Genomic DNA, 11,567 nt, shown 5'->3' with positions numbered 1-11,567 from the left:
TCACGCCGCCCCGTAGCGGGCGAGGATCCGCTCGCGCTTGGCAGGCTGGACGTTCACCCGGGTGATGTCGCCGTCGTAGTGGTCGAGGACGCGCTTGTCCATCACCTTGCGCCAGACCGGCGGGAAGTACGCGAGGGAGATCATGCTGGCGTATCCGCTGGGCAGGTTAGGCGCGCCGTCCATGCTGCGCAGCGTCTGGTAGCGCCGCGTCGGGTTGGCGTGATGGTCGCTGTGCCGCTGCAGGTGGTACAGGAAGATGTTGGTGCAGATGTGATCCGAGTTCCAGCTGTGCACCGGGGCGCAGCGCTCGTAGCGGCCGCTCGCGGTCTTCTGACGAAGCAGTCCGTAGTGCTCGAGGTAGTTCACGGTCTCCAGCAGCGAGAAGCCGTAGACAGCCTGCAGCAGCAGGAAGGGCAGCACCTCCCAGCCGAACCCGGCGACGAGCGCCGCGTACAGGACGGCCGACATCAGCCAGGCGTTGAGCACGTCGTTCTGGATGCTCCACGTCCTCTTGCCGAGGCGCTCCATGCGGGTCTTCTCGAGCTCCCACGACGACTTCAGGCTGCCCCAGACGCTGCGCGGCAGGAAGGACCAGAAGGTCTCGCCGAATCGGGCACTGGCCGGATCCTCCGGGGTGGACACGCGGACGTGGTGGCCGCGGTTGTGCTCGATGTAGAAGTGCCCGTAAAAGGTCTGGGCCAGGGTGATCTTGGACAGCCACCGCTCGAGTTCGTCCTTCTTGTGGCCGAGCTCGTGGGCGGTGTTGATGCCGATCCCGCCCATGACGCCGATGCTGAGGGCGAGTCCGATCTTGGAGGCGAGCCCCAGCCCGCCTTCGATGCCGAGCCAGGCGAGGTTGTCCGCGGTCCACAGGTAGCAGGCGAACACCAGGCTCGCGAGCTGGAACGGGATGTAGACGTACGTGCAGTACCGGTAGTACTTGTCGTTCTCGAGCTGCTCCATCACCTCCTCGGGCGGGTTCTGCCCGTCCGGCCCGAAGAAGATGTCGAGCACCGGCAGCAGCCCGTAGACGAGGATCGGCCCGATCCACCACCACACCGGCGAGACCGCGGACCAGCCCAGCTCGTTGAACCCCCAGACCAGTGCGGCCGCGAGGAAGACGGCAGTCGGCGGGATCAGCCCCAGCAGCCACAGATGCCGCTTCTTGTCTCGCCACTGCTCGGCGGGCGCCTGCGCCCCCGGATCGACCTGCATTGCCACGACTGCCTCCTCTGCGGCGGGGCCCACGACTGTGAGGTGAACCACGTAGATATGGACGATATGCCATATCTTGTCTGCCGTCTATACAAACTTGAAGATTTGTACACGTCGCGGCCGGGCTCACGAACTGGACACGGTGCCCGGTAAACGCCGAACACCCCGCCGGTGGCATCCGGCGGGGTGTTCGCAGCACAAGGGTTCGGCCTGATCGGCCGGGGTCAGAGCCCGACCCCTCCTGGCCCCTCGGGGCCGCCGAGGTGACCGAGCGCCTCGGCCTCCACTCCCGGCTGCGGGGTGGCCCGTCGGCCCACCATCGAATGCCGGTATCCGTACAGGAAATAGACGACGATGCCGATGGCCATCCAGACGACGAAGCGGATCCAGGTCTCCACCGACAGGTTGAGCATCAGCCACAGGCAGGCGAGCACCGCGAGGATCGGGACCAGCGGCACCAGCGGAACCTTGAAGCCGCGAGGCAGGTCGGGCCGCGTGCGACGCAGGATGATCACCCCGACGCACACGAGCACGAACGCGAAGAGGGTGCCGATGTTGACCATCTCCTCGAGCGTGCCCATCGGGAAGAAACCGGCCAGCACGGCCGAGACAACGCCGACGATGACGGTGATCCGCACCGGGGTGCCGTGCGGACCGGTGTGTGCCAGCCTCCTCGGCATCAGTCCGTCCCGGGACATCGCGAACAACACCCGGGTCTGACCGAGCAACATCACCAGGACGACAGTGGTGAGACCGGCGAGGGCGCCCAGGTTGATCACCCACTGAGCCCAGGTGATTCCGTGGATCTCGAATGCCGTTGCCAGCGTCGAGTTCTCCCCCGCGAGATCGGTGTACTTGACCATTCCGGTGAGTACCAGGGTCACCGCGACGTACAGGACGGTGACGATGGCCAGCGATCCGAGGATGCCCCTCGGCAACGACTTCTGCGGATTCTTCGTCTCCTCCGCCGTGGTGGCCACGACGTCGAATCCGATGAACGCGAAGAAGACCAGGCTGGAGGCGGCGAGCAGGCCGTACCAGCCGTAGGTGCTGCCGCCCGCGCCCGTGAGGTAGGAGAAGAGCGACTGGTGGATGCCCTCGCCGGTGTCACCGGGCTGCGACGGCGGGATGTACGGCGAGTAGTTGTCCTTGCTGATGTAGAACGCGCCGACCACGATCACCAGCAGGACGACACCCACCTTGATCCCGGTGATGACGGCGGAGACCCGGGACGACAGCTTCGTACCGGTCGCCAGGATCACCGTCAGCGCCGCGATCAGCAGCACCGAGCCCCAGTCGAAGTCGACCGGCCCCAATTCGACGACGGTCGATCCCTCGGCGCCGATCACGTTGCCGAGGTACAGCGACCACCCCTTGGCCACCACCGAGGCGGCTAGGGCGAATTCCAGGATCAGGTCCCAGCCGATGATCCAGGCGATGAACTCGCCGAAGGTGGCGTAGGAGAAGGTGTACGCGCTGCCCGCGACCGGGACGGTCGAGGCGAACTCCGCGTAACACAGCGCGGCCAGGCCGCACGCGATGGCGGCGAGCACGAACGCGAGTGAGACCGAGGGCCCTGCGACGTTGCCCGCGGTGCGCGCGGTCAGTGTGAAGATGCCCGCACCGACCACCACCGCGACGCCGAAGACCGTCAGGTCCCAGGCCGTCAGATCCTTCCGGAGCTTGCTGTCCGGCTCGTCGGTGTCCGCGATCGACTGCTCGACCGACTTCGTTCTGAAAATCCCGGATCCCATCGCTGCCTCCTCGTGAGGGAATGCGGCAAGCCTATTGCGCCGGGCACGCCTCACACGAGTTTCGCCGCACTGGCGCGCCGGTCGCGAGGCCGGCGCCGGGTGTTCACCCGACTGCGGCGCTGAACACCTGCGCGGTCGCGGTCCTGGCGACGGCCACGAGCTCTGGATCCGAGGCCGCGACCCACGCCGCGCCGCCCTGCTCGAGCTCAAGGGTCGTTCCGCCGCTCCGAAGGGTGACCGATCCGGAGGTGCACAACAGTATCCGCGGACCGGCGAGTTCGAACTCCACCGAGGCTGGGTGCCGATCGCCGGACCGGTCCAGGTCAACCCGGGTCAGCGCGAACTCGGGGGCGGGCGTCTCGTAGACGACGGTGGCGGTACCGGGGAGCGCGGACGGCGTCTGCACCGGACCGGTGAGCGGCTCGAAGTCGAGCACCCGCAACAGTTCCGGCACGTCGACGTGTTTGGGGGTGAGCCCGCCACGCAACACGTTGTCCGAGTTCGCCATCACCTCGACGGCGAGCCCGTGCAGGTACGCGTGCAGGTTTCCGGCCGCGACGTAGAGACCCTCGCCCGGCTGCAGGGTGATCCGGTTCAACAGCAGCGAGGCCAGCACGCCCGCATCGCCCGGGTAGGACTCGCCAAGGCCGAGCACGGTCCGCAGTTCCGCGGTGTACGGTCGCGTGCCAGGACCACCCGACAGGTACCGCACACAACCCTCGAGAATCTGCGGGAGCAGCGCTTCGAGCGCGGGCGGCGGCAGCGTGATCCAGGTTGTGAACAGCGCCCGCAGTCCCGACGAATCGGGCTGTCCCGCAAGGAGAGCGATGTAGTGGTCGAGCGCGGGCACCTCCAGGGCCCTGAGCAACTCGACCGTCCGATGCGGATCCCGGAACCCGGCGAGCACCTCGAACCGGGTCAGGGCCACCACCAGTTCCGGCTTGTGACTGTCGTCGCGATAGTTACGCACCGGCGAGTCGAGCGGGATCCCCGCGGACTCCTCGCGCTGGAAGCCCTCCTTGGCCTGAACGGCGCTCGGGTGGGCCTGCAGCGACAGCGGTTCCTCGGCCGCTAGCAGCTTGAGCAGGAACGGCAACCGGTCGCCGAACTCGGCCCGCGCCCGGTCACCGAGCTGGCCGGCCGGGTCGGCGTCGACCGCATCGAGCAGCGAGACCGGGTCCGCGCCGCCGAGCAGGCGTGCCGGGTCGGCCGGATGGGCGCCCAGCCAGACCTCGGCCTCCGGATGGTTCGACGGCACGGGCCTGCCGCACAGTTCGGCGATCGCGGTGCGCGAGCCCCAGGCGTAGGTGCGCAGCGCGCCTTCAAGCAACCGCACTAGCTACCGCCGATCAACTGCAGATAGGCCGCGGCCATCTCAAGGCGTACGGCCGTCACCGCCAGCTGCTCGATCTCGGTGCGCTCCCCAGCCATCTCCCGGCCCCCCTTGTCGATCTCTTCGTCGTCCTCCACGGCGAGCACCAGCTCGGCATCCGTCAGGACGGCGATCCGGCGTGATGTCGCGACCTTGGTGGCCGCGCTCGACAGCACGAAGACCCGCACCGGATTGCTCGGTGGCGGACCGTCGAGTTCCTCGTCATGGAAGATCGGATCGTATCCAGCGGCCTGCGCGGCGGATCCGCCGGACGCGAATCGTGTGGCCGAGGCCACCACATCACCGAGGTCCGCCGCCGCGACCACCACGCCCGCGGTACGCATGAGTACCTCGGCTCCGTGCCGCGCGAGCGCACTGGTGGACGGGCCGTCGCCCGCGAGCACCACCCGGCGTCCACGCATGCGCACCGCCAGCGACTTCGCGGGATTGTGGAAAACCTCGTTGGCCGGGTGACCGCGCAGCGCTTCCGCGTCCACCGCGTCGGCGAGATCGTGCAGGTCGGGCAGCAGGTTGTCGGTGCGCGACGGTCCGAGAACGGTCAGCACCGCGAGACCGGCGGACAGGTATCGCAGGAACCCGTGCTGGTCGGCGACGCGAATGCGCGGCGGCAGCTGCATCGCGCGACCGGCCCCCGCGGCTCGGAGCGGCCCCTCGTCCGGCGCGGCGATCACCACCTCGGCGCCCCGGCGCAGCGCCGAGTCGACCGCGGTCAGCAACCGTGGATCCCCCGCGTCCTCCCCCGCCACGACGACGACATCGAGCGAGCCGACCCACGGCGGGACCGCGGGCAGATGCAGGATCGGCACGCCAATCCGCGCGCCGATCGCGCTGGTGAGCACCGACGCGGCGCGGCCTGCGCGGCCACCGCCGGTCACAAGGACGATGCTGCGCGGGCGGAGGTCCCTGATCCGATCGAGGGCACCCTCGCCGACCGCCTCCGCGGTGGCCCGCACCTGCGCCCCACCGAGCGCGGCGGACCGCAGCGATCCCTCGGAATCGGCTGCGGTGACGCTGGCGGAATCATCGAGGTCGAGAAGGTGTGACGGAGCCGTCATGGCGTCCTTCCTCTCTCGCTCTGCCCGGGGCAAGAATTCTACGGCTGTTCCCGTGTCCGCTAGGCGCGCACGACACCAAGTATCTCAGCCACCAGCGCATCGACCTCTTCCACCGTCCGCGCCTCCACGTTCAGCCGCAGCAGGGGCTCGGTGTTCGAGGCGCGCAGGTTGAACCACGCGCCCTGACCGAGGTTGACCGTGACGCCGTCGAGACGGTCGACGGACTTCGTGCGGCCCGAGAAGGCGGCGAGGACGGCGGCGGTCCGTTCGGCGGCGTCCGCGACCGTCGAGTTGATCTCGCCGGAGGCCTCGTAGCGCTCGTAGCTCTTCATCAGGTCGGACAGCGGGCGGTCCTGCTCACCGAGCGCCGCGAGCACGTGCAGGGCGGCGAGCATGCCGGAGTCGGCGCCCCAGAAGTCGCGGAAGTAATAGTGCGCCGAATGCTCGCCGCCGAAGATCGCCCCGGTCTCCGCCATCTGCTGCTTGATGAACGAGTGCCCGACCCTGGTTCGGACGGGGGTGCCGCCGAGCTCGATCACCAGCTCTGGCACCGCCCTGGAGGTGATCAGGTTGTGGATGATCGTGGCGCCGGGCTCCTTGGCGAGTTCCCGCTCCGCGACCAGCGCGGTGACGGCGGACGGCGACACCGGGTTGCCGAGCTCGTCGACGACGAAGCAGCGGTCCGCGTCACCGTCGAACGCGAGGCCGATGTCCGCGCCGGTCAGCCGGACCCGCTCCTGCAGGTCCACCAGGTTCTTCGGGTCGAGCGGGTTGGCCTCGTGGTTCGGGAAGTTCCCGTCGAGCTCGAAGTACATCGGATCCACCGACAGCGGCAGCGGTTCGAACACCGCGGGGACGGTGTGCCCGCCCATGCCGTTACCCGCGTCCACCGCGACCGACATCGGCTTCATGGACGACAGGTCGACGAGTCCGCGGACGAAGTCGGCGTACTCCGTGAGCACATCCTGCTCGCTGACCGACCCGGCCTCACCGTCGAAGCCGGGCACGCCCTCGATGACCTCTGCCGAGATCGTCGCCAGCCCGGTGTCCTGACCGACCGGCTTGGCACCGGCACGGCACAGCTTGATCCCGTTGTACTTCGCCGGGTTGTGGCTCGCCGTGAACATGGCGCCAGGGCAATCGAGCAGCCCGGAAGCGAAATACAGCTGATCGGTGGAGGCGAGGCCGATCAGGACGACGTCGAGCCCCTGGGCCGTCACGCCCCCCGCGAACGCGTTCGCGAGCTCCGGCGACGACTCCCGCATGTCGTAACCGATGACCACGCGGCCGGCGTCATCGCGGACCAGGCGCGCAAACGCGCCGCCGACATCACGCACGAAGTCGACATCGATCTGTTCGCCCACCACTCCGCGGACGTCGTATGCCTTGATGACGGCATGGACGGATTCGGCGGGACGTGACACTGCGATAACTCCTGCGTTCGGGGACGGTCTTGATCGGTGCACCGCCAGCCTAGTGCCAGGTGCCACGAGGGTCAGTTCGTGGGATCGGGCAGAACCCGCAGATGCCCGCGACGACCGGTGCGCGGGGCCTGGGCGGGCGCGTGCACCGTATCCACCGAACCCGACGACGCGGCATCGACGGATCCACGCTCGGGCATGCCGGCCTCGCGGACGGCCTCGGCGAGTGCCGTGAGGTCGTCCTCGTCCGGGGTGCTGGTGGAGAAACCGCCCTCGTAGCGGACCAGCTCCCAGCCCTTCGGTGCGGTGATCCGGGAGGCGTGCGTCTCGCACAGGTCCCAGGAATGCGGCTCGTCGACGGTGGCGAGCGGACCGACCACTGCCGTCGAGTCCGAATAGACATACGTCAGCGTCGCAACGGCGGGGTTCTTACACCCAGGCCGGCAGCATCGACGCAGTGCTCTCACGCAGATGAGGGTAGCTGGCGGACCCGCAGGCTCCTACTCGGACACACCGGAAGCCGATGGGTGTCGGTAGGATTGACCTTCATGCGCAGAGCCCGACACGGACGACCGTTGACCTCCCGATCGGCCGCTCGACGGGGACGCGGGATCCGCGGACCAGTGCTCCCGGTGAGCGTGCCCGCATGGCGCAGCAGGGCGGAGAAGTTCGACATGCTGGTCCTGGAGGCGTTCGCCCCGATCGACGCCCGCTGGCACGAGCGGATCACCAAGCTCGACATCGCCGTCGACGAGGTGCCGAAGATCCGCGCGCTCGACCCCGATTCGGTCACCTGGCCGCCGGAGGTGGTGGCGGAGGGACCGGTGCCGCTCTCGCGACTGGTACCGGCAGGCGTGGACCGGCACGGCGCCGCGACAAGAGCGCGACTGGTCCTGTTCCGCCGGCCCCTCGAATTGCGCGCCAAGCGTCAGGAAGACCTCGTCGATCTGCTGAACGAGGTGTTGGTCCGGCAGGTCGCCACCTACCTCGGGGTCGACCCCGAAGTCATCGACCCGGAGCTAGGTGGCGAGCCGGAGGACTGAAAGTACTTGAGCCCTAAACGATTCGGCTCTAGATGATCCCACGCTTGAGCCGACGACGCTCGCGCTCCGAGAGCCCGCCCCAGATGCCGAATCGCTCGTCATTGGAGAGCGCGTACTCGAGGCACTCGTCGCGAACCTCGCAACCGAGGCAGATTCGCTTGGCCTCGCGGGTCGAGCCGCCCTTTTCGGGGAAGAACGCCTCAGGATCGGTCTGCGCACACAGGGCGCGCTCCTGCCACTGATCTTCGATGTTCTCGAACATCTCATCAAATCCGGTGACCAGGCTCAGCTGAGGCCGTACCGGCTCCCTCTCCCCCAAAAGTTCGCCAACACCCTCCACTGCGTTCGCTGTGAAATCGGTCTGCGGTTCGTAATCAAGCGCGCTCAGAAGTCGTGATCCCTCGTACTGGTTGGGCATCGTTCCGCCTCCTCACCTTGGATTGCGCAGAAAATTCCGGTCACTTTCGTTCCCCGACAATGTCATCCACCCCGAACGAACGTTCGAATCAAGGTTCGCCACAACTGATCTCGCGTGGCGAAGATGGAATGACATACCTGTGATTAGACACGGCACCGAGCGCTGGGGTCAAGCTGTTGGGCAATTCCCCTTACCACCACACGCGGCGGAATCGCCTCGACGGCGCATTCGTGCGCGTCACCAGCGTGTCGCACCGGCTGTCACCGATCTGCCGGTGCAAGTCCGCCGCACCGGCGCAGGACGCCTAGGCTCTTGAGCTGTGAGAGTCACAGTATTGGTCGGCGGCGTCGGTGGAGCCCGTTTCCTGCAAGGTGTGCGGAGCCTGCTCGAGAAATCGGATGCCGCGGGCGCACACGAGATCACCGCGGTCGTGAACGTCGGCGACGACGTCTGGATGCACGGTCTGCGCATCTGTCCCGACCTGGACACCTGCATGTACACGCTGGGCGGCGGCATCGACCCCGAGAGGGGTTGGGGTCACGTCGGCGAAACGTGGAACGCGAAAGAGGAACTCGCGGCGTACGGCGCGAAGCCGGATTGGTTCGGCCTCGGCGACCGCGACATCGCCACGCACCTCATCCGGACCCAGATGCTGCGTACCGGTTATCCGTTGTCGGCGGTCACCGAGGCACTGTGCAATCGCTGGCAACCAGGAGTGCGACTGCTCCCTGTGACCGATGACCGCAGCGAAACACATGTGGTCATCACCGATCCGGCCGACGACGAGCAGCGGGCGATCCACTTCCAGGAATGGTGGGTCCGCCACCGCGCCCAGGTCCCGACCCACAGCTTCGTGCACGTCGGCGCCGACAAGGCCACCCCGGCTCCAGGGGTCATCGACGCGATCGAGAACGCGGACGCGGTGCTCCTGGCACCGTCCAACCCGGTGGTGAGCGTCGGCGCCGTCCTCGCGGTCCCCGGGATCAGGGGCGCGCTGCGAACCGGCAAGGCGAAGGTCGTCGGCCTGTCCCCCGTCATCGACGGAAAGCCGTTGCGCGGCATGGCCGACGAATGCCTGGAGGTGATCGGGGTGGAGACCACCGCCGAGGCGATCGGCCGCTACTACGGCGCCCGCTCGGACACCGGGATCCTCGACGGCTGGCTCGTCCACGAGACCGACACCGCGCAGGTCCCCGGGGTGCAGGTCGAGGCGGTCCCGCTGCTGATGACCGACCCGGAGACGACAGCCGAGATGGCGCGCGCCGCGCTGCGCCTGGCCGGGGTCACGGTGTGATCGGCGATCACGGAGCCCGCGGTTCCATCGAGATCCTTCCCGTGCCAGGACTTCCCGAGTTCCGGCCGGGCGATGACCTGGCCGCCGCGATCGCGGCACAGGCGCCGTGGCTGGTCGACGGCGACGTACTGGTCGTGACGAGCAAGGTCGTCTCCAAGGTCGAGGGCCGAATCGTGGCCTCTCCAACCGATCCCGACGAACGCGATGCCGTTCGCCGGCGCCTGGTGGACCAGGAAGCGGTCCGGGTCGTCGCCCGCAAGGGCCGCACCCTGATCACCGAGAACAAACTGGGCATCATCCAGGCGGCGTCGGGCATCGACGGTTCGAACGTGGACCCGGCCGAACTGGCTCTGCTGCCGGAGGATCCAGACGCGAGCGCCCGGCTATTGCGTGAACGGTTGGCCGAACTGCTTGGTGTCAGTGTCGCCGTTGTCATCACCGACACCATGGGGCGAGCGTGGCGGGTCGGGCAGACGGACGCCGCGATCGGCGCCTCCGGTCTGCCCGTGCTGCACGGCTACGCCGGATCCGTCGATGCCAAGGGCAACGAGCTCTACGTGACGGAGGTCGCGGTCGCGGACGAGCTCGCCGCCGCAGGCGATCTGGTGAAGGGCAAGGTCGGGAGCGTGCCGATCGCCGTGGTCCGCGGGTTCGAGTTCGAGGACGACGGTTCGGTGGCACGGGATCTGGTGCGGCCGGGCGAGGAGGACCTGTTCTGGCTCGGCTCCGGAGAGGCACTGGAGCGGGGCAGGAACGAGGCCCTGCTGCTGCGTCGCTCGGTGCGCGAGTTCTCCTCCGAATCGATCGATCCGCAGGCCCTTCGGGAGGCGATCGCGGAGGCCCTGACGGCACCGGCACCGCACCACACCCGACCCGTCCGTTTCGTGTGGATCCGCACGGCCGCGACCCGCAGACGACTGCTGAACGCGATGCGGGAGCAGTGGCGCTCGGATCTCACCGCGGACGGGCTGAGCCTGGAGAAGATCAACGCACGGCTCGACCGGGGCAACATCCTGTTCGATGCGCCGGAGCTGGTGATCCCGTTCTGCGTGCCCGAGGGCGCGCACAGCTACCCCGACGAGGCCAGGACGAGGGCCGAACAGACAATGTTCACCGTCGCCGCGGGCGCGGCCGTGCAGGGGCTGCTGGTGTCGTTGGCCACCAAGGGAATCGGCAGCTGCTGGATCGGGTCGACCATCTTCGCGGCGGACCTCGTGCGTGCCGAACTCGGCCTGCGCGCGGACTGGCAGGCCCTCGGCGCCATCGCCGTCGGTCATCCGCTCGAGCCCCTGGTGCCGCGCGTGCCGAACGAGCCCGGCGACCTGCTGGTGGAAATGTGAGCGCACAGTCCCTGCATCGATCGGCGCGCGAGGCGTTGCTGGGCTGGCGGACCCCGAGCACCGCCGACGAGTCGCTGCGGCACACCATGTTGGCGTTCCTCGACTCGGCGCCGCTCGGCTGCCTGCGCGAGCACGCCCCCGGCCACATCACCGCGTCGTCCCTTGTCCTGAGCGAGGACGGACGGCAGGTGCTGCTGACCCTGCATCCGAGGGTCGGGCGCTGGATCCAGCTCGGCGGTCACTGCGAGGCGTCCGACGAGACGGTCGTCGGCGCTGCGCTGCGCGAGGCAACAGAGGAGTCCGGCATCGAGGCCCTGCGGATCGACCCGGTCCTGCTCTCCGCGCACACACACCCCATCACGTGTTCGCTGGGCGTGCCGACCCGACACCTGGACCTGCGGTTTCTCGTGTGGGCACCGAACGACGCACCGATCGTCGTCAGCGACGAGTCGACCGATCTGCGGTGGTGGCCCGTCGACGCGCTTCCGGAGACGGCCGAGCGGGAGACCATCGATCACCTGGTGGCGCTGGCATCGCTGCGCTGAGACCTCCGTGCACGGCGCGGGCGTAGGCAACCACCTACTGCCGGCAGGAAGAGGACCGGCAGTAGGTGGTAGGCCGAAATGTCGAGCGG

General features: G+C 68.3%; 11 protein-coding genes. 4 read left to right on the top strand and 7 right to left on the bottom strand.

The features are described 5' to 3' along the window. The 6 genes from RM1_RS14845 to RM1_RS14820 form a co-directional block, all read right to left on the bottom strand. Complete coding sequence (locus RM1_RS14845; protein WP_072752327.1) at positions 1-1,215, bottom strand: alkane 1-monooxygenase; 1,215 nt, start codon at positions 1,213-1,215, stop codon at positions 1-3. 224 nt (positions 1,216-1,439) lie between these two features. After that, positions 1,440-2,969, bottom strand: coding sequence for an amino acid permease (locus RM1_RS14840; RefSeq protein WP_072752325.1), 1,530 nt, complete (start codon positions 2,967-2,969; stop codon positions 1,440-1,442). 103 nt (positions 2,970-3,072) lie between these two features. After that, a complete protein-coding gene (gene manA, locus RM1_RS14835; protein ID WP_072752323.1) occupies positions 3,073-4,305 on the bottom strand; it encodes a mannose-6-phosphate isomerase, class I in 1,233 nt (410 codons plus the stop codon). Then, positions 4,305-5,417 (bottom strand): tobH protein, encoded by a 1,113-nt coding sequence (locus tag RM1_RS14830; protein WP_072752321.1) that lies wholly within the window; start codon positions 5,415-5,417, stop codon positions 4,305-4,307. Before RM1_RS14830 ends, manA begins: the two co-directional genes overlap by 1 nt. Before the next feature lie 59 nt (positions 5,418-5,476). Next, positions 5,477-6,841 carry a phosphomannomutase/phosphoglucomutase gene (locus RM1_RS14825; RefSeq protein WP_072752319.1) on the bottom strand — a complete coding sequence of 455 codons (1,365 nt, stop codon included), beginning with the start codon at positions 6,839-6,841 and terminating at the stop codon, positions 5,477-5,479. Positions 6,842-6,912: 71 nt separating this feature from the next. Then, positions 6,913-7,305, bottom strand: a complete 393-nt coding sequence (locus RM1_RS14820; RefSeq protein WP_072752318.1) for a DUF3499 domain-containing protein — start codon at positions 7,303-7,305, stop codon at positions 6,913-6,915. Between the two features lie 81 nt (positions 7,306-7,386). Here RM1_RS14820 and RM1_RS14815 point away from each other — a divergent pair, with 81 nt between their 5' ends. Continuing rightward, positions 7,387-7,881 carry a metallopeptidase family protein gene (locus tag RM1_RS14815; protein ID WP_072752316.1) on the top strand — a complete coding sequence of 165 codons (495 nt, stop codon included), beginning with the start codon at positions 7,387-7,389 and terminating at the stop codon, positions 7,879-7,881. A 28-nt stretch (positions 7,882-7,909) separates the two neighbouring features. On the opposite strand, the gene RM1_RS14810 is transcribed toward RM1_RS14815, so the two are convergent. Further along, a complete protein-coding gene (locus tag RM1_RS14810; protein WP_027500199.1) occupies positions 7,910-8,143 on the bottom strand; it encodes a WhiB family transcriptional regulator in 234 nt (77 codons plus the stop codon). Between the two features lie 475 nt (positions 8,144-8,618). Between RM1_RS14810 and cofD the strand changes: the two genes are divergently transcribed. The 3 genes from cofD to RM1_RS14795 are packed head-to-tail and all read left to right on the top strand — an operon-like array spanning position 8,619 to position 11,478. Further along, positions 8,619-9,593 carry a 2-phospho-L-lactate transferase gene (gene cofD / locus RM1_RS26850; RefSeq protein WP_072752314.1) on the top strand — a complete coding sequence of 325 codons (975 nt, stop codon included), beginning with the start codon at positions 8,619-8,621 and terminating at the stop codon, positions 9,591-9,593. Then, on the top strand, positions 9,590-10,933 hold the full coding sequence (locus RM1_RS14800) for a coenzyme F420-0:L-glutamate ligase (RefSeq protein WP_072752313.1): 1,344 nt from the start codon (positions 9,590-9,592) through the stop codon (positions 10,931-10,933). Before cofD ends, RM1_RS14800 begins: the two co-directional genes overlap by 4 nt. Then, positions 10,930-11,478 (top strand): NUDIX hydrolase, encoded by a 549-nt coding sequence (locus RM1_RS14795; protein ID WP_072752311.1) that lies wholly within the window; start codon positions 10,930-10,932, stop codon positions 11,476-11,478. The genes RM1_RS14800 and RM1_RS14795 overlap by 4 nt, the downstream gene beginning before the upstream one ends. The last annotated feature ends 89 nt before the right edge of the window (positions 11,479-11,567 follow it).

Origin of the sequence: Rhodococcus maanshanensis NBRC 100610, assembly GCF_001894865.1 — a bacterium.
Lineage (GTDB): Bacteria > Actinomycetota > Actinomycetes > Mycobacteriales > Mycobacteriaceae > Rhodococcus_G > Rhodococcus_G maanshanensis.
The sequence above is the reverse complement of the archived record's forward strand: the minus strand, read 5'-3'. Positions and strand labels throughout refer to the sequence as shown.